Annotated in this window: 16 protein-coding genes; 4 read left to right on the top strand and 12 right to left on the bottom strand. The window is 42.0% G+C overall.

Annotated features, from left to right (window positions below; all coding sequences use genetic code 11):
• Positions 1-31: 31 nt before the first annotated feature.
• From atpB to WBJ10_RS01050, 3 genes are read right to left on the bottom strand one after another with little or no spacing between them, the layout of a single operon-like run.
• Positions 32-1,174: a F0F1 ATP synthase subunit A gene (atpB, locus tag WBJ10_RS01060; protein WP_424287702.1), complete on the bottom strand. Its 1,143-nt coding sequence runs from the start codon at positions 1,172-1,174 to the stop codon at positions 32-34.
• Between the two features lie 14 nt (positions 1,175-1,188).
• Entirely contained in the window at positions 1,189-1,578 is a 390-nt protein-coding gene (locus tag WBJ10_RS01055; RefSeq protein WP_424287701.1) for a hypothetical protein, read from the bottom strand.
• Positions 1,575-1,826 carry an AtpZ/AtpI family protein gene (locus tag WBJ10_RS01050; protein ID WP_424287700.1) on the bottom strand — a complete coding sequence of 84 codons (252 nt, stop codon included), beginning with the start codon at positions 1,824-1,826 and terminating at the stop codon, positions 1,575-1,577. The genes WBJ10_RS01055 and WBJ10_RS01050 overlap by 4 nt, the downstream gene beginning before the upstream one ends.
• Before the next feature lie 224 nt (positions 1,827-2,050).
• On the opposite strand from WBJ10_RS01050, the gene WBJ10_RS01045 reads away from it, so the two are divergent.
• The 3 genes from WBJ10_RS01045 to uvrC all read left to right on the top strand — a co-directional run bounded on the left by WBJ10_RS01045 (position 2,051) and on the right by uvrC (position 9,024).
• Entirely contained in the window at positions 2,051-4,771 is a 2,721-nt protein-coding gene (locus tag WBJ10_RS01045; protein WP_424287699.1) for a hypothetical protein, read from the top strand.
• A 6-nt stretch (positions 4,772-4,777) separates the two neighbouring features.
• Positions 4,778-7,015 (top strand): penicillin-binding protein 1A, encoded by a 2,238-nt coding sequence (locus WBJ10_RS01040; RefSeq protein WP_424287698.1) that lies wholly within the window; start codon positions 4,778-4,780, stop codon positions 7,013-7,015.
• A 197-nt stretch (positions 7,016-7,212) separates the two neighbouring features.
• Positions 7,213-9,024 carry an excinuclease ABC subunit UvrC gene (gene uvrC / locus WBJ10_RS01035; RefSeq protein WP_424287697.1) on the top strand — a complete coding sequence of 604 codons (1,812 nt, stop codon included), beginning with the start codon at positions 7,213-7,215 and terminating at the stop codon, positions 9,022-9,024.
• 245 nt (positions 9,025-9,269) lie between these two features.
• On the opposite strand, the gene gldN is transcribed toward uvrC, so the two are convergent.
• From gldN to WBJ10_RS01005, 6 genes are all read right to left on the bottom strand, one after another.
• Positions 9,270-10,142 carry a gliding motility protein GldN gene (gene gldN / locus WBJ10_RS01030; RefSeq protein WP_424287696.1) on the bottom strand — a complete coding sequence of 291 codons (873 nt, stop codon included), beginning with the start codon at positions 10,140-10,142 and terminating at the stop codon, positions 9,270-9,272.
• 77 nt (positions 10,143-10,219) lie between these two features.
• Positions 10,220-11,749: a gliding motility protein GldM gene (gene gldM, locus WBJ10_RS01025; RefSeq protein WP_424287695.1), complete on the bottom strand. Its 1,530-nt coding sequence runs from the start codon at positions 11,747-11,749 to the stop codon at positions 10,220-10,222.
• Between the two features lie 41 nt (positions 11,750-11,790).
• Entirely contained in the window at positions 11,791-12,594 is an 804-nt protein-coding gene (gene gldL / locus WBJ10_RS01020; protein WP_424287694.1) for a gliding motility protein GldL, read from the bottom strand.
• Between the two features lie 55 nt (positions 12,595-12,649).
• Positions 12,650-13,969: an SUMF1/EgtB/PvdO family nonheme iron enzyme gene (locus WBJ10_RS01015; RefSeq protein WP_424287693.1), complete on the bottom strand. Its 1,320-nt coding sequence runs from the start codon at positions 13,967-13,969 to the stop codon at positions 12,650-12,652.
• Positions 13,970-14,415: 446 nt separating this feature from the next.
• Positions 14,416-15,186, bottom strand: a complete 771-nt coding sequence (locus tag WBJ10_RS01010) for a uroporphyrinogen-III synthase (RefSeq protein WP_424287692.1) — start codon at positions 15,184-15,186, stop codon at positions 14,416-14,418.
• A 14-nt stretch (positions 15,187-15,200) separates the two neighbouring features.
• Complete coding sequence (locus WBJ10_RS01005; RefSeq protein ID WP_424287691.1) at positions 15,201-16,193, bottom strand: DUF4271 domain-containing protein; 993 nt, start codon at positions 16,191-16,193, stop codon at positions 15,201-15,203.
• A 268-nt stretch (positions 16,194-16,461) separates the two neighbouring features.
• On the opposite strand from WBJ10_RS01005, the gene WBJ10_RS01000 reads away from it, so the two are divergent.
• Positions 16,462-17,430, top strand: a complete 969-nt coding sequence (locus WBJ10_RS01000; protein ID WP_424287690.1) for an EamA family transporter — start codon at positions 16,462-16,464, stop codon at positions 17,428-17,430.
• An 11-nt stretch (positions 17,431-17,441) separates the two neighbouring features.
• Here WBJ10_RS01000 and WBJ10_RS00995 read toward each other — a convergent pair whose 3' ends face one another.
• The 3 genes from WBJ10_RS00995 to WBJ10_RS00985 are packed head-to-tail and all read right to left on the bottom strand — an operon-like array spanning position 17,442 to position 19,334.
• Positions 17,442-18,302 carry a chloride channel protein gene (locus WBJ10_RS00995; protein WP_424287705.1) on the bottom strand — a complete coding sequence of 287 codons (861 nt, stop codon included), beginning with the start codon at positions 18,300-18,302 and terminating at the stop codon, positions 17,442-17,444.
• Entirely contained in the window at positions 18,289-18,864 is a 576-nt protein-coding gene (locus tag WBJ10_RS00990) for a chloride channel protein (protein WP_424287704.1), read from the bottom strand. The genes WBJ10_RS00995 and WBJ10_RS00990 overlap by 14 nt, the downstream gene beginning before the upstream one ends.
• Positions 18,861-19,334, bottom strand: a complete 474-nt coding sequence (locus WBJ10_RS00985) for a hypothetical protein (protein WP_424287689.1) — start codon at positions 19,332-19,334, stop codon at positions 18,861-18,863. The genes WBJ10_RS00990 and WBJ10_RS00985 overlap by 4 nt, the downstream gene beginning before the upstream one ends.
• Positions 19,335-19,357 lie beyond the last annotated feature (23 nt).

Here is a 19,357-nt window from a genome sequence, read left to right as displayed (position 1 = left end):
AATATATATTAAACAAAAAAATAAATTCTAATTAATGTTCAGCATGCTCTTCCACCGCCATCCCGATAAACAGGGCTGATAAAATGGTGAAAATGAATGCCTGTATAAATCCTACTACCAGCTCAATAACGCTGATAAATAGTACGAACGGAATTGCAACACCTGCAACCAGTACGCTCTTTATTATAAAGATCAATGAGATCAAACTCAGGATCAAAATGTGCCCTGCAGTGATGTTTGCGAACAAACGTATCATTAATGCAATCGGCTTGGTAAATAATCCAATGATCTCAACCGGGATCATCAATGGGTATAACCACCAAGGAACGTGCGGAGTGAATACGTGTCCCCAGTAATTCTTGTTACCGTTCACAGTTGTTATAACAAATGTGCAAAGGGCAAGCATCATAGTTACCGCGATATTACCTGTTAAGTTTGCACCTCCAGGAAAGAAAGGAATCAATCCCATCAGGTTGTTAAGCCATACGAAAAAGAATACCGTCAATAAATAAGGCATGAAACCTTTATAACGGTGTCCCAATTGTGGTTTAGCGATATCATCACGAACAAAAAGAATAATTGGTTCTAAAATAGACTGTAAACCTTTTGGTGCTTTACCTTCGCGTTTTTTATATGCATTAGCTATACCGATGAATACAATAAGAAGAACTGTAACAGATATTAAAAGGGAAACCACATTTTTTGTGATCGAGATATCGAACGGTTTTGAATTTAAGATATCGCCTTTAGCATCGTGAGCTATATAAGTACCGTCCGCGCTTTTTTGTGCCGATGGGTAATAGAACTTACCGTGATAGTTTACAAGCTTAGTTCCATTTGCTTCGAAAACTTCTGTCCCGTGATCATTGTGACCAAATTTATTGGAAAGAAAAGTAACCAGTCCGTTTTCTGAATATAAAATAACTGGTAAAGGAAGTGAAACGTCACCAAAGAAATGCCACTCATGAGAGTCGGCAATGTGATGAAGAATTACCTGAGAAATATTCTCTTCTTCCTCTGCGCCCTCAGCGTGTGCAACGGATGTTTCAGCATGCGCTGTATCGGCCGAAGTATGCTCCTGAGAAAAGGCGGAAAAGCTCAGCAAGGAAAATAAAACCGCATAAAATGAAATGCTGAATGATTTTTTTGAATTGAAAATATGGCTCAAATCCATTTATTATAAGGAATTTACTTAAATTTTTGGTTGCGCAAGTTACACAACAAAGAAGAAATAACAAACACTGTATGAAAGAAATATAGATAAAAAAAACAGATCACAAATTTGACAGGATCAGGCGTGTTTTGTGTGATGTAGACAAAGGCAATTACCATGTATAAAAGCAGCTTTACAGCGATGCTTGCGAGTAATGCCTGGCCCGAAGATTTGATGCTCACCCTCATCCTCCAGGAGGCGAACATATAGATTACAAAAGTAATGATGCTGTACACGGCAAACATATTCCAGAAACGTGGAATGAGGGGGTCCGTCTCCGGGTAGAAATGTGTCGCTAAAAGCGGAGCAATACTTAGAGCAATATTGAAAAGGACGAAATATATAATGAACCTGGGGATACTCATTTCTTTAATTGCCTGATGGTTTGATAAATAGATAAGCAAACTCCCAATACACAGGCAAGTGCGGTTACCCATTGGGTCTTATGATCGTAATACTCATCGATCTTAAAGCCAATAAAAGCTGATACCCCGATGATGGCCATCATTTGGAAAGCAACACCGGTGTATTTGGCATAAGAGCCGAGGGCTTGCTTTCCAGCTTCGAGATCTTGGTCTGGGTCTATGTTGGGGTTTTGGGAGTTGTTTTCCATGGTGGGTGCTTGATGGGGTAAAAATATTAATAATATTGGTGGTTTGGTCGTTCGGTTTGGGAGAACCCTCGCTGAGCTTGAGGTCCCTTGCTAATAAATAACCATCCGTTCGTCATCCCGAAGCGAAGCAAAGGACCTTCAAAACATTATTTTTACATACCAATTTCCACCACTAATAAAATATCTTTGCATAGATTTTGTTTATATAAAAAGCATTAACCAATTTGAGATCAAACACTCTAATTACTTTATACAGCCTGTTCTTCTGCATTCTATGTTTTGGTTTGCTTGCGTGCAATCCGCAGAAGGAAACTGTTGCGAGCCGGGGGATGCAGAACCTGACAGCGCATTATAATATTCTCTATAATGCCAACGAACTGGTAGATGAGAGTGAACGAAATATTCAGCTTATTTCTAATGACGATTACGAACGTCTAATCTCGGTTTATGAAGAATCGACGGAAGAAACAGCTAAATCAGAAATCCCAAAACTTGATCAGGCAATCCTTAAGGCCAACGTTATTGCTAATGAAAAATCACTAAGTAATTATGTTGATGACGCTTATTTCCTGATCGGAAAAGCAAATCACTTAAAGGCAAATTTCTATAATGCCTCGGAATTTTTCACCTACGTTTATAAGTCCTATCCTGACGAAAAAGAACTGCGACAGCAAGCCCTGGCCTGGAAGGCCCGTTCCCTCATTCAATCCCAACGCTATGAGGAGGCTGAAGCTACTCTCGACACTGCTCTGAAATACATTAAAACGGGAAAGGAATCTGTCGGAGATATTTATGCAACAAGGGCTCAGCTCCATCTGTATGCACAGGAGAACGCAGAGGCGATTACCCTTCTGGAGCTGGCAATAAAAAATGCACGTAACCGACAGAACAAAATACGCTGGATTTACCTCCTTGCACAACTTCAGCAAGCCAATAAAGACACGGAAGCGGCATACGAAAATTATACAGAAGTAGTAAAAAGCAATGCACCCTTCGATATGGCTTTTAATGCCAATCTTAGCCGTATCAGCATCCGCGATGAGGAAAACGGTAATAAAACCACCCGTACGGAACGCCTGAATACCCTTCTTAAAGACGACAAAAACCAGGATTTTATTGACCAGATCTATTTCCAGATAGCAAATAGTTATGCACAGGAAAAGGAGTTTGGAAAAGCTATTGATAGTTATAATCTCTCGGTAAAAAACAGCACCAAGAACTTAACCCAAAAGGGCATCTCCTATCAAAGACTGGCGGAGATCTATTTCGACCAATCTGACTTTGTGAGATCAAAGGCATACTACGACAGTACATTGGCGGCACTTCCGAAAACTCATTCGGATTATTCCCTGATAGGTAAGAAAGCAGAAAACCTGGAGCTTCTTGCTGACAGGCTGACTACCATCTCCCTTCAGGATACCCTGCAAATGCTAGCAAGCCTTCCCATTAATGAAAGGGAAATCAGGATCGGAGCGTTAGTTCGAGAACAATCTTTGAAAGCGCTCAATTCCTTAAAAACTGCAAATTCCGGTTTACCGGGGCCAACCCAAGCGCTTGCAAACAGTGTCAGCGATGGGAAATTCTATTTCAGCAATTCGATCGCATTGAATCAGGGCCTTGTGGATTTTAAAAAACGCTGGGGAAACAGGAAGCTTGAAGACAATTGGAGAAGAAGCCAAAAATCTGCATCAGACCTCAGCTCTACTGTTAGTCCGGACCAGGTGGTTGCAAATTACCCTTTCCAGCAAACGGTAAATGATCCAACGGCTGCAAACATTGAAAACATTCGCCGGACATTCATTGAAGGGATGCCCATCAGCCCGGAGCAGAAGCGGATTTCTGACCAGAAAATCGCAGCAGCATTTTACGACATCGGAAATTATTACCGTGATGTTTCACTAGACACTGCCGAAGCCGTTTTTACGTATGAAAAGCTTCTCACGCGTTTTCCGGATAACCCGAATAAACTAGCGATCTATTATAATTTATACAGGCTGTATCTCGATTCTAATCCTTCGCGTTCTGAGGAGTTCAAGAATATCCTGTTAAAGGACTTCCCGGATTCACCCTTTGCAAAGACAATTCTAGATCCGCAGTACAATCAGAGATTCGATGAACAGGAATTAGCTTTCAATCGCTTTTATAATGAAGCTTATGATTTATACCTCGGCAGGCAGTATGCCAATGTATTAGCTCATATCGCCAAGTACGGTGAAATTTTTACAGGCCGTCCCTTACCAGCACAGCTCGACTATCTCCGGGCTTTAGCTATTGGCAGGACAGAAAAACTTCCACAGCTCGAAACAGCCTTTAAAGAACTGGTCATTTCATATCCCGATGATAAGCTGGTCGTACCCCTGGTGAAAGAGCATCTTGAATTTATAAATGCAAACCGGGAAATGTTGATGGGACGATTGGTAGCCCTGATGGATAGTGATCCGGACAGGGATCGGTTTGTTCAGGAACCAGAGGTACAAACATCACCGGAAATCGCCCCTGCTATTGTAGCTGGAACTCAGCCGGGCGAAAAACCCGCTGAGACTAATCCGGTAGTGGTGTCATCGCCGGAAACGGCTTCAATTTTCGAAAAAGAAGAAGGCGCTTTGTTTTACTTCATCATCAATATCTCCGACCCGGTAGTTAATTTAAGTTCCTCCCGTTTCGGAATCGGCCAGTTCAACCGGATAAATTTGCCTCGTTCGGGTATAAAACATCAGTTAAAGAATGTGAACCGGCAAAACCAGCTTATATTTGTAGGTCCTTTTGAAGGGCGGGGCTCAGCTCAGGCTTATCTTGAAAGTATAAGTCCCGTGATGAAAGACATTATGAAAATCCCAGCTGCTAAATACAGTACATTTTATATAAATCAGCAAAATCTAGACAAAATAATTGATGGTGCTACGCTCGAACAATATGTTGAGTTTTACAAAAACACCTATAACTAATATAATATGAAGCCCCAATTGACGCAGCAGGACATCAATCGCTATACCATCGGGTTTTGGAAATGGATAATCGGAATAATTGCTTTTGGCGCGATCTTGATCTTCAGCATCGGACTTGGATTATTTGGAACGCTTCCGGATCTGAGGGCACTGGAAAATCCTAAAAGCAATCAGGCTTCAGAAGTGATATCTGATGATAACGTCGTGCTCGGGACCTATTATGTTCAAAACCGGTCAAACGTGCGCTACGATGAGATTTCTCCCAACGTAATTAATGCCTTAATTGCTACGGAGGATATCCGGTTTTACAATCACTCGGGTATCGATTTCAAACGAACATTTACTGTCATATTTTATAACCTGGTCGGCAAGAGACAGGGAGCCAGTACCATTACCCAGCAGCTTGCACTGAACATGTTTTCGAAAGAGGGCAGATCAAGAAGCTTTTTAAAAAGGCTGATACAAAAATCGCAAGAACTGATTGTTGCGGTAAAACTCGAACGCCAGTATACCAAAGAGGAAATCCTGACGATGTACCTGAACACGGTAGATTTTGGATCTTATAATACCTATGGCATTAAATCAGCAGCAAGGACTTACTTCAGCACCACACCTGATAAACTTGAACCCCAGCAAGCGGCTATCCTTATCGGGATGCTTAAGGGTCCTTCATTTTACAATCCCCACCGAAATCCGGAGCGTGCCTTATTAAGACGGAATACCGTACTCGAAAATATGAATAAGGCCAGTTATCTTAGCGATGATGAAGCAGAGCGACTGAAACAAACTCCAATGGGATTGGACTTTAATCCGACCGATCACGCGGATGGTTCAGCAGCATACTTCCGTGCGGTATTGAAAAAGGATATACAGCAAACTCTTGAGGAGAACAGCATTTACAAAGCAGATAATACACCTTATGATCTTGACCGGGATGGCCTGAAGATCTATACAACGATTAATTCACGCATGCAGCACTATGCGGAAGCGGCGCAGGCTGAGTACATGAAATCACTTCAGCAAAGTTTCAATAGATCCTGGAGAGGACGCGATCCCTTCGATTTCGAAGAAGCTAAGGGGCTTATTAATCAGGGGATGAAGCGTTCTGATCGCTATCGGGCGCTGAAAGATGAGGGTAAAACGGATGAGGAAATAGATGAGAATTTCCGGACACCTGCAAAAATGACCATTTTCAGCTGGCGTGGAGAGATCGACACGTTGATGAAACCTGTCGACTCGATTAAATATTACAAGCTTTTATTGAGAAATGCAGTGATGTCGATGGAGCCGCAAACAGGCTACGTTCGTGCCTGGGTTGGAGGGATAGATTTTAATCATTTTAAATACGACCAGGTAAAAGTTGGTACCCGGCAGGTAGGATCTACAGCGAAACCGTTCACTTATGCTGTAGCGATAGGCAATGGTGGATTTTCGCCTTGTTATATGGTCGACAACCAACCAGTGAGTATTGATGCAGGTGATGGCACTACTTATAGTCCGAGGGCTTATAAATCATTACCCGGACCGCTTACTTTAAAGAAAGCACTAGCGCACTCACAAAATAATGCCACTATGTTTCTGATGAAACAGGTAGGCTCAACTGCTGTGTCGACGATGGCAAAAAACATGGGAATTACCAGTGACGTACCTGCCTTCCCTTCTATTGCCCTGGGCTCATTCGAAGCGTCGGTATACGATATGGTAGGCGCATATTCAGTTTTCGTAAATCATGGTATCTGGACAGAACCGATTTATCTTCTTCGTATAGAGGATAAAAACGGGAATGTGATCTATGAGCGGAAACCCAGAATAAAAGTTGTTCTGGATGAGCAAACGGCTTATGTAATGACCGATATGTTAAAGGCAGTTGTGCGCGAAGGTACAGGTGTACGCTTAGGATGGAAATACAATCTTACTAATCCGATAGGCGGAAAAACCGGTACCACAAACAACAACTCAGATGGTTGGTTTATGGGAATCACGCCGGAGCTGGTTACAGGGGTGTGGACAGGTGCGGAAGATCGGGCGATACACTTTACCTCAACCGAATTTGGTGAAGGGGCGAATACTGCCCTGCCTATTTTTGGCTTGTACATGCAAAAGGTTTACGCCGATAAAACGCTCAATTATACAAAGAAGGATTTCCCTCTTCCAAAGGGAGGGGTTACTACTACTCTTGATTGTGGGGCTTATAATAGGGAGGAATCGGTGGAGACGGAAGTGGAGAAGAAGTTAGGGTTTTAATAATATGCCTGCCTTCGGCAGGCAGGTGAACAGATAACCGCAGAGTTCGCAAAGTACGACGCAGAGTTCGCAAAGTTGTTCAAAAATGGGTTTTTACAAAAAAACGATGGTTTCTATAACACCGGCTAATTTAAAAATAGTCTCTGCGAACTCTGCGCAAAACTCTGCGCACTCTGCGGCAAAAATATGCGCCTAGCATGGAACAATTCGACCCCCGCGCCGTCCTAAAAAACATCCCTCCCAAACCCGGGATATACCAATTCTGGTCGGTAAGTGACGAGATCATCTACATCGGCAAAGCCAAGAACCTTAAAAACCGGGTTTCCTCCTATTTTAACAAGGACAATTATCGCGTAAACGCAAAAACACGGGTGCTTATCAGCAAGATAAACCGCGTTACTTTTACTATAGTTGATACTGAGATCGACGCCTGGCTACTAGAAAACAGCCTGATCAAAAAACATCAGCCTAAGTATAATGTCCTGTTAAAGGACGATAAAACTTACCCGTGGATCATTATTAAAAATGAACCATTCCCCCGCATATTCTGGACACGCAAAATAATACGAGACGGATCAACCTATTTTGGCCCTTATGCATCCATCAGCATGATGCATACCATTCTGGGGATGATCAAAGAGATTTATCCTCTGCGTACCTGTAACCTTCCTTTAACTCAGCCTAACATACTCGCCGGGAAATTCCGTGTATGCCTGGAGTACCAGATCGGGAATTGCAAAGGGCCGTGTCAGGCCTTTCAAACCGACGACGATTATGATCAGAATATTTCTGAGATCAAGGATATCCTTAATGGAAAAACAAGCGCTGTGGTCAGGCGACTCAAGAACCAACTCGACACTTCTGTAGCCGAACTCAACTTTGAATTATCGCATAAATTAAAACGAAAATACGACCTGCTGGATCGGTACCAAAGTAAGTCGACAATTGTTAATTCGTCGATCACCGATGTCGATGTTTTCAGCATCGCATCAGATGACAAACATGCATTTGTGAATTACCTCAAGGTTATGAATGGAACTGTTATCCAGACTCAAACCCTTGAAATGAAAAAGAGGCTGGATGAAACCGATGAAGAACTATTGACAATCGCCATTTTCGAGTTCAGAACCCGGTTCAATAGCACATCCAAAGAAATAATTGTACCGTTCGACCTCGACCTGAGCGATTCAGGCATGCGGGTTTATGTACCAAAACTGGGTGAAAAGAAAAAGCTACTGGATCTTTCTCAGAAGAATGTAATGTTTTTCAAACGGGAAAGACTGGAGCAATACGAGAAACTTAATCCGGAATTAAGGACCGAAAGGCTGCTTTCTCAGATGATGAAAGATCTGCGCCTAAACCAGCTTCCACGACACATCGAATGTTTTGATAATTCTAATTTCCAGGGAAAATTCCCTGTCTCAGCCATAGTTGTTTTTAAAGATGCTAAACCGTCCAAAAAAGATTACAGGCATTTTAATGTAAAAACGGTTGAAGGGCCAGATGATTTTGCAACAATGGAAGAAGCGGTATTCAGGCGTTACCGACGAATGCTGGAAGAAGAACAACAACTTCCCCAGCTTATAGTAATTGACGGTGGTAAGGGGCAGCTATCTTCCGCCATGAAGAGCTTGAAGTTATTAGGTATTGAAAACAAAGTCACCATCATTGGAATTGCTAAACGACTGGAGGAAATATATTACCCGGGAGACCCGGTTCCAATGTACCTGGATAAGAAATCAGAATCCCTAAAAATCATTCAGCAGTTACGAGACGAAGCCCACCGTTTCGGGATAACCTTTCACAGAAGCAAACGCAACAAAGCGACACTTGCAACAGAACTGGAAAACATACCGGGGGTCGGGAGAACTACGGCAGATAAGTTGCTCAGGCACTTCAAATCAGTGAAGAAAATAAAAGAGGCTTCTGAAGAAGAGTTGAGTCAGGTAATTAATAAAAGTGTTGTTAAGGCGCTTCAGGGGTATTTTGCGAAGGAAGGACTGATGTAGTGTAGAGTTGAGAATTGACAGTGGAGAATGGAGAATGGAGAGTTGAAAGTGGGGCTATGACGAAATCGCGCCGTGCGACACAGCGGCTTGGGCCGCGTGCCGTTGACGAGATCCCCGACCCAGTTGGGAAGAGCCCTGCCGAACATCCTACCTTAGATTTCAGACCTCCGACGTTAGACTTCATTACTCAGTCATCCGACTTCAGACTTCCGACTTCAGACATCCGGCCTCAGACTTCCGAACTCCTAATACGACCACAAATCATGCTCAAAATCCATAAGCTCTTTTTTCACACGATCTGATTCATGAAGCTTATCAATTCCTATAGCATAATCTTTTATTCTTAAATCTTCTGGATTCGACTCTTTTACGATATAACTGGAGAATATTCGTTTCATGAAGATATCATCATAACTCAAACCTGTTGCATCATTAGTTCTATTAACCACTGCTTTAGTCACCAGTACGTGGCGTGCTTCCGGGAAGTAGATCCAAAATGCCGGTTGGTCGTCGAATGATTGTCCCGCAGCCTGAATCTTGATCATCGGAGCAATACCAATAATTCTTGGTTCAAATACGGAGCGTTGTTTGTCGAAGATCCAGTCTTCCTTGATCCGAAATTTAACAATGCTATCTGGATTAAATTCACCTGGCTTTACCTGGGTGCCGGTTTGATTACCATCCGCATCAAATACAGGTACAAGCACACTATCAGCAAATGTTGACATTGCTGCTTCAGGAGTTAATACAGTTGAGAATTCATCACCGTTGACATCGTCTTTAGTAGCAGTTGCGCTATAAGCCGTAAGCTCCCCTGCTGCTATTGCATCAGTAAGAACTGTGATAAGGCGTCCTTTCGGAGATGCAAAAATCATGTTTAGCTTTTCTCTCAGGTCAATTTCGCGCCATACGCGTTTACTGAACATCACATCAGATTCCCTCAGATTCGCGTAAGGCGACACCTTCGCACTAAGAATATTATCTTTCTTATAATACCCGTCAAGCGGCTTTTCAGGCACGGCCTGCTGCGGCTTTGTCGAGTTATTCATGTTCGGCAATTGGGCAAATGCACCGTAACTACCTGCGAAGAGAATAAGCGCTAATATTATCGTTTTCATAATATATTATTTTTTATCCAGTGTCCTTGTTATCAGCAGTTCAACCTTTTAATAATTGCTGACATCATGCAACACTATTAATTTGCTCTAAATACCATTCCAGGAATGGAACGCTGCGTTCCATCTGGACCTACCGCAACGATTTCATCAAATATTACCCGTGTTCCAGGTGTTACAGCAGCAATAGCTGCTTGCATCTGGCTGCTAAATGAGCCTCCATTGGCCTGAAGCACTACGGCATCCGCACGGGGCTTAGCAATCACCAGACTGAAACGGGTCACACGAAACTTGGCATCAAAATCAAAGTTCTCCAATATGGCGAATATCGAATTCTGTGATTTAATAACCACAGAGCTTAATGCGCCGCCCGTTTTACCTGCAAATTTCGCGATCGGATCCGGAATACGCTTAACGCGGAATTCAGTACTACCTACATTTGTATTTTTACCTCCAATGTTAGCCGACACATTAACACGGGCTGTTCCCGGGCTACTAACTGTCACCGTATATTTTCCTTGTGACCCAGAAATACTTCCTCCAGTCATACTAACCGCAAGGCTTTCTTTGGGAATACCAGGAGCAGACACAGAAACCGGATTAGGTACACCAATATAAAACACATTCATTTTATCCGGAGAAACCACAGCCGAAGGGCGGGAAACCTGATATTTCTGAATTGGCGTAGTATATGTCTTCACAGATCCGTCAGTTTGTTTAACCCTTACGGTACCGCTCCAACTGAATATTCCTTCTTTTCCGGTACCAACTGTATAAGTACCCTTTCCATCTTTGATTGGTAATCTTGAACCACCAACAGTAATGTCGGGGCTTGATTTTGAATCTGAGGCAGTTAAAAACACTTCAGCAGTATACGGTTGGCCTTGAATCAAGTACGATGTTGGCGCAACAGCTACGGCTGCGAACTGGTCAAGATTTACCACAGCCTGGTCCATTTTACCTAATATACGCTTCACAATCTCCGATTCAGCATTCTTAGTATCAGCTTTTATCTTCGCTAAGGCTGTTATAGCAGCAGTCAAAGGGACACCACCACCGAAGTTAGATTCTTGCCACGTCTTACTTACACCTGTACGTTTAGGAGGATCAGTAGCCTGGAGTGAAAGGTTGATGCCCTGGCGCTCTTTTTCATCTAACAAGGCAAGAATCTTGGTCCGCGTTTCATTGATTTTAGTCTTAAGGGTGTCGGCCCTTTTTTGATTAATCATCAAACGCGGTGAGATGTCAAGGTTATCCCGCTTACTTATATCTCCAGTTTTCTCATTATAACCACCGCCTTCTGTAATGAAAAGCTTCTGAAGCGCTTCCACATAGACATTTAATTCATTGATATGCGCACTGGCAGCTTTTGCCTTATCATAAATAGGCTTGGCCCGTGCAGGCTCGTCCTTAAGCTTAGTGGCTTCGAAAGATGCGTATGTCATATCAACACCAGTTTGCACATTCTTAGTAGAAGTATTCAGACTATCTGTTAAATTTTTAAAAGCCTCTAAGATCGAATCACTAACATTTAATGCTACTAAACCCAGCAGAACCAGATATAGTATTCCGATCATTTTCTGCCTTGGGGTTTCTTTACCTCCAGCCATGCGTTCTATTTAAAATTGTAAGAATAAAATTATATCAAAAATTAACGGCTAGTTTGGTTCATTGCAGACAACATGTTACCATATATTGAATTCAATGATGAAAGATTTTTAGCAAGCTTCCCAACTTCCTCTTTAAACTGTTTCGAATCTTCCATTGATTCATTGAAGTTTGCCATGGTCAGCGAAAGGTTTGAATAGAATTTATTCATCGATTTTAAATGGGCACTTGAATCCTGCAGTTCCAGTTCGTAAACTGCATTTAACGCGGAAATATTCTTAGCTAAGGCATTTACCTGATCATGATAAGCACGGGAATCAATTCCGGTATCTGCCATTTCCCTTAAACTGGTAGTGGCTTTATCAAAAGCTGAGTTCAAGTTATCAAAGCTTCCGGAAGCTGCTTTTACTTTTGATGTGAACTCTGTAGTTGCGCTTGCTGAATCAGCAACGTTTGAGATAGCTGAAACTTTGTCTCCGAAAGTTCTCAATCCGGTGCCAAGGCTTTCAATAAGGTCCGGACCAATTTTAGCTTCCGACAACATTTTGTCTAAAGCAGCGGTTGAGTTTGGCGAAGCACTTTGAAAAGAAGAGGAAACCGGTAACTCACCAGCGAATTCGGGATCAAGCTCTGGATAAACTCTTGTCCAATCATTCTCTTTTACTTCCGGGACGAAACCTAATGCAAAGAATAATAATGCTTCTGTAATTAAGCCGGCAGCAATCATTATTTCACCGCCTTCCCAATGGAGGATCTTGAACATCAGTCCTATAATTACCACTGATGCACCCCATGAAATCAGGGTATTAATACCAAGTTTGAATTTGAATTTTTTCTTTTGAGCCATAACGGTAGTACGAAATAATTAGTGGGAATTTATTCTATGAGTAGGATGTGTTCTATTAAATTTTGTCTTTAATGTCGCGGCCCTGGAACTTAGTAATGCAACGGAAGCCAACATAGGATTTTGCAGTATCCTGAAACTCGAACTGACGTGCAGAGTTTTGAAGAAAGTATCCAATATCTTTCCATGAGCCGCCGCGTACCACTTTACGTTTTAATACTTCAGGATCTTCAGCTCGTGCTTCGTAACTGAAGGTCGGGTTCATATCGTGAGTGAATGTAGAAGCCGACTCATCAAATGCAGAGGAAGTCCATTCCGAAACGTTACCTGCCATATTATAGAGCCCGAAATCATTCGGGTAGTAGGATTTTACATTTACAGTAAATGGTCCCCCATCGTCAATATAATTACCGCGGCCAGGTTTAAAATTGGCCATCAAACAGCCTTTTGCGTTCCTGATGTAAGGACCACCCCAAGGATAGCTGGTACCCACACGGCCGCCACGCGCAGCATATTCAAACTCGGCTTCAGTTGGAAGCTCATAATCTGCGCGTTTCGGAAGCTTCCGGCTTTCTTTATATGATTCATTAAATCTTGTTCTCCAAACCGTGAAAGCACGTGCCTGTCTCCAGTTAACCCCAACAACAGGATAATTTGCAAAGGCTGGATGGGAAAAATAACCTTTTACCATAGGTTCGTTTTGTGCATAAGCAAAGTCAGATAGCCAAACCAATGTATCAGGATAAATTCCCACTGTATCTCTAAGGATAAAATCAGATCTTTTAGCTTCTTTATTGAAGCGGCTGTTTGACGCTTCACGCAAACGCATGATAGCGAAGTTGTATTTCAAAAGCCTTACGTCAAGTTCATTACGGTCAAACACCCGATCTTCTCCCTGATAGTACATAGCCTGCAGTTTAGAAGCATTCGGATTAGCTTTTCCTTTTCCACCCCAAATAGCACTTCCATTTCCAACTTTCTTCCAGTTAATGTATTTTTTACCGGCATCGTTCGGATCAGGATTTTTAGGCTGGAGAAAATATTGGGGGTCGTCTGACAAATAAGTAGTGATAGCGATTGAATCACGCACCCAGTTTACAAACTGTCGGTATTCGCTATTAGTGATCTCCGTTTCATCCATGTAAAAGGCTTGAACAGTTACCTGTTTGTTCTGTGAGATTTGAGCAAAAGTAACATCTTGATCGGTCTGGCCCATGATGAATGTACCAGCGGGGATGTAAACCATCCCATAAGGAACTTCATCACTTTTGAATTTTTTGCTTGAAACGCCTACTAATTCCCCGTTAGTCCCACCTTTACCGCAGCTGGTGCCCATAAAGGCCAATGCTGCAAGAGCGATAAAGTACAATTTTTTCATTCGTTTATTTTTTGCTTTTGTGATGAAACATCTGAACACTAATTAAAAGCCTGTCGCGGTTAATGAATCCTGATCGTCTCATTTATATTTTATAAGAAGCTTGGGCTGTTAATACATAAATCTAACAACTGCAGGCTCTTTTAAGATTAACTCTTTATTAAACTATTCTTTATTTTTATATGAAAATTATCCTAATATAAGAAAAAGTACACCAAAAAGGCGCAGAAACTAGTTACAAGGGATAGTTTTTCATTTCAAGATATTTAAATGTGCTGTATTCCAACGCTTTCAAGCTTTATAAAACGTTAAAACACAGCTGGTATTTTAGCATTATATAAAATATTTCTTTGATACGTTTTTTTATGTTAAAAGGTTGCTGTAAATATGATTTTGATGATGAATTTATTTACGCTCCTGATATTCACATACGAAAAAAATTGCTCTTGCTATTTATTGGCGTGTAAAATATATTGTTCAATCGCCATAGTCATACTGGGGGCCTGAGGAGTTGGGGCGGGGATATCCAGGATCAAATGATGCTCCAGTGCTGCTTTATGAGTACTTGCTCCGAAGGCAGCAATTCGTGTGTCATTTTGCTTGAAATCGGGGAAATTAATGAATAGCGAATGGATACTACTCGGGCTAAAGAATGCAATTACATCATAAAACACCTCAGCAAGGTCTGAAAGGTCGCTGCAAACCGTATGGAATAAGATTGCTTGTTTAAAATCGTACCCGTTATCATGAAGAAATTTTTGAGTCTCCTCAGCAGCAACATCAGAGCACGGATAAAGGTATTTTTCAGTAACATGCTTTTTTAACACGTCGGCAAGGTCGGCCGCAGTCTGCTTGCCAAAAAAGATTTTTCGTTTCCGATATTGAATATACTTTTGAAGGTACAGGGCTATCGTTTCTGAAATACAGAAATATTTCATATCCGCAGGAACATCAAACCTCATCTCCTCGCTAATCCTGAAAAAATGATCCACGGCATTTTTGCTAGTAAATATTACAGCGGTAAAATCAGCCAGATTAATTTTTTCCTTCCGGAAATCCTTGGCAGGCACCCCTTCCACATGAATAAAGGAGCGGAAATCAATTTTTAAATTATGCTTTTTAGCAAGATCAAAATAAGGAGACTTATCGGATTCGGGTTTAGGTAAGGTAACCAAAATGCTTTTAACTTTTCTGTGTTTTGCGTTTGACGTTACTTGCATATTATGTATAAGACTTAAAACCTGAGTGCTTTAAAAAGGATAATCAATGGGCAAAATTCGAGGGCACAAAGGTAAATAATTAAATAAACTTTCGGAAACCTATAGTTGCTTAATATATTCGCTCCCGCCCTCAGGAACTGCAGAACAAAAATGATGATTAGCAAGATTATTCCCGCATATCCATACACACCGGCATATCTGCTGGGTGTTAGGCTAAAAGCTATCACGATTGGAAGAAATATCAGGGCGCTATTAAAATAGCTTAGATACAAAATTGATACATACTCTTTTACCAAACGATGAATATCAAACAGGAAACCGAGCAAGCGTAACACAATAATCTTTACGGTAAATAAAATAATTACCATTGCAGAAAGCAGCAGGAAAAGCTCGAACCCATCTACCGGATAAGAGAGCTGCAGATATTTGCCAGTTAAATAGAGATACAAGCCAACTATCAACCCAAACAACAAATACAAAAACACGAATGGCCAGGAGCTAAAAAGATTATCCTCTTTGTTGATCTGACTTAAGATCTGGTTACTGTAAAAGGATTGAACAATTGACCCAAGTTCTTTAGAATAAAAATACTTAATGACTGCAAAGAACAGAACGAGGAAAAGAACCACACCCATAACCCATCTCTCCCCTTTGGCGAGCAGGCGTCCTTCATCATATCTATTAACTTTTTTAGGAAACCTGGCTGCCCATGCGGTAAAATTCAAGTTTTCGACTTTATATAACTTGATCAGGCTATCGATAAATCGATTAGGGCGAGAGGGATCCGGCGCCTTTATCCATACAACTGCCAGGGAATCCTGAACGTTTTTTATAGAATCACGAAGAAACTGTCTTCTCGCTAGAAAAGCAGAATCTCTGTAAACTGGCCGATATATTCGCGGCGCAGGACTTGTAGTAATCGTGGTAAGCGTAGTATCGCCCTGTGCCCAAGCTGACGAATTAAGTAGAAATAACACGAGTATTATGCCGTGTAAACGTTTTACCATGTCAAACCTTTAATTCACAGGAACATTTGTTTCGCAAATTTCTACATTTTTTAAATGATATCCTAGGAAGGAAAAAATTGAATAAAGTCCAAAGAACAAAGAGCAAGGACGAAGAAGAGCAGAGAGCAAGGAACAAAGAGCAATGACATTTCCCGCATGGTGATTACGTGATCTTCTTCAATTGAAAGACTGTATGATAATTAAACCTAGTGCTTATCTTTGTGCTTTATTCCTTGTTTTTTATCTTATTTATCCTCTTCTCCTATTAATGACCGTCCCCAACACCAAATCCCCCTCACCATTAATGGTGATCCTCGCATTTGCTATTGTATATATCGTTTGGGGTTCCACTTACTTTTTTATTCAGAAAGCGGTAGCGGACTTTCCGCCTTTTATGCTGGGGGCACTCCGCTTTCTGATGGCAGGGGCCTTTATGACAGCATGGTGTGTGATTAAAGGCGAAAAACTATTTGGGATCCCCAATATCAAACATGCTGTCATCAGTGGGATACTGCTTCTGTTTTTTGGAAATGGAATTGTTATATGGGTTGAACAGAGTGTTCCCAGCGGACTAGCTTCAATTACGGTTTCTTCTGCACCCTTATGGTTCGTGCTTTTAGATCAGCCAAAATGGTCTGAGAACTTCCGGAGCAGGTCAATCATTTTAGGAATGGTCATAGGTTTGGCAGGAGTACTTATGCTTTTTAGTGAGCAGCTTTCTTCATCACTGGAAGGAACAGGCGGCATTCCCTTAGGAACAATGGCTTTACTGCTTCTGGCTTCAATTGCGTGGGCAGCGGGTTCCCTCTATTCCAAATATAAAACCTCCGACGGTTCCACTATAGTTAATACTTCCTGGCAGATGATGGCAGCTGGCATTGCTTTTCTACCGGGCATGCTCGTCCGGGATGAATTTAGTGGCTTCCACTGGAGTGAAGTATCGACAGGCGCCTGGCTTTCATTGCTTTATCTTGTTTTCCTGGGCTCTATAGCAGGTTTTAGTGCCTACGTATGGTTACTTAAAGTACGAACGGCAATGCAGGTGAGCACGTATGCATATGTCAATCCAGTTGTAGCTGTTCTCCTCGGGGTTTTCTTTGCCAACGAAGAGATCTCACTGATCCAGATACTTGGATTAGTTACTATTCTGGGCAGTGTTTTACTTATTAACATGGCCAAGTATCGGCGTGAAATGATTGCTGAGAGGGCTAAATCTGCTTCGTTGGCGGCCTCCTGATGGAGATAATTTTATGGGTTTTTATCGATCCTGATTTTGTTCATATTCATAATTCTCCTTCCCCTTAAAAGAATTTTTCTTCTTTGTCTGCTTAAAGACAAATTAGTACCGCGTTCCACGCTTTCTCGCAGCTGTAATTTATATGCGGTCAGAATATCTTTATAAGTAAGTAATCCGATTACTACATTTTCTTCATTTGATGACAGTACCGGCAAGTATTCAACGCCTTTATCGGCCATTAAGGAAACGGCTTTGGCTAATTTATCATCACTGCTTACGAAAGGCAGTTCGGTATTCATCAGGCTTGAAACCAGGGAATCGGGATATTGGTTCTCATTATATATACTCGCTAAACTAATTGAGCCCCGGTATGATCCGCTGTCATCTACAACCAAAAAATTGTTTTCTGAAGGCGGATTAGCCGCAAAGAATGTTTTCAGTTCCTGAATGGTGTTTTCTTCGCTTAAAGCGAGTAAATCCTTTTTAAGCACCTTCGAAATGGAAGTTGAGCTCAAGATATCGGGCTCGTAAGAATCAGGCGTGTAAATCCCTCTGCGGGCGATCTTCTCAGTCATTATGGTATTTTCCATTAAAAAGAAGGAGACCAGGTATGAAGCTGTACACGCTCCAAGTAAAGGAAGCAAAGCGTGAGATTGCATAGTAGCTTCTAAGGCAAAAGTGATACTTGTGAGATAAGCCCTTGACGCGCCAGCGAACATCGAGGACATGCCGATAAGGGCCGCCATAGAAATGCTAATGCCGGAATCCGGGAAAATGCTTAATACCAGGGAACCCATTATTGCTCCGGTGGCGCCACCTATTGTCAGCAATGGGGCTAAAGTTCCCCCGGACGTGCCGCTACCGAGGGCTATTACCCAGGAAAGGAATTTGAAAAAAACACAAACTTAGCATCAATGTTAAAGGGACCTGTCCTGCAAGCAGGTTAACGATATTATCATAACCTACTCCCAGTGTATTAGGGAAAAAGTAACCTATTGTTCCAACAGCGAGGCCACCAATTGCTGGCCACCACATCCAGTGGATAGGCAGTTTTTCAAATGTGTCCTCCACATAATAAACCATTTTTGTTAATCCAAGGGAAATCAGGCCGATACCAAGTCCCATGAAACTGTAGATGATCAATGCCAGATTGGAAGGAATTGCCAGGTCCGGCATGGGGAAAACCGGCCCTGATTCGAATAACAAATGATGTCCTGCGGCCCCTGTAATACAAGCCAGGGCCACGGGCAGAATAGCTTTGGGCGAAAACTCGAACAATAGCAGTTCGATAGCCAGGAAAATAGCCGCTACCGGAGTTCCGAAAATTGCTGATATACCTGCAGTTGCACCAGCCGCCAAAATGATCTTCCTTTCATTGGAAGTAATATTAAAGAGCTGCCCAAAAGTAGAGCCTAATGCACCTCCAGTTGCTATAATCGGGCCCTCAGCTCCGAAAGGCCCCCCGTTCCAATTGCGATTGCGGACGATAAAGGTTTTAGAAAAGCTATAGAAGGCTTTATTTTACTTTTATTGGTTAAGATTTGCTCCATCGCCTCGGGAATCCCATGTCCCCTAATGGCTTTGGAACCATATAAGGCCATCAATCCGACTAAAAGCCCACCAATAACAGGAATAACGATTACCCAAAGTCCCAATTGGTTGTCGGCGGGACTACGGAATTCCAAATCGAAAATTCCAAAGAACGCCACATTAGTGACTAGATCGATAAGGTAAACTAAAGCTTTGGCAACTAAACTGATGATAAAGGCCACTCCGATAGAAATGATCGAGATTTGGATCAGCCGCTTTTTACGGAGGATACTATTCTCGGATTTCGGCTCTAAAACGTTGGGATAGGCAAGAGATGGGGCAATGGGGATTCCATTTTTCGATATATGCTTCATAATAGCTCGTTCAATCGATTAGG

Source organism: Daejeonella sp. (assembly GCF_049655485.1).
Classification (GTDB): domain Bacteria; phylum Bacteroidota; class Bacteroidia; order Sphingobacteriales; family Sphingobacteriaceae; genus Daejeonella.
This window is presented reverse-complemented; position numbering and strand designations above follow the sequence as displayed.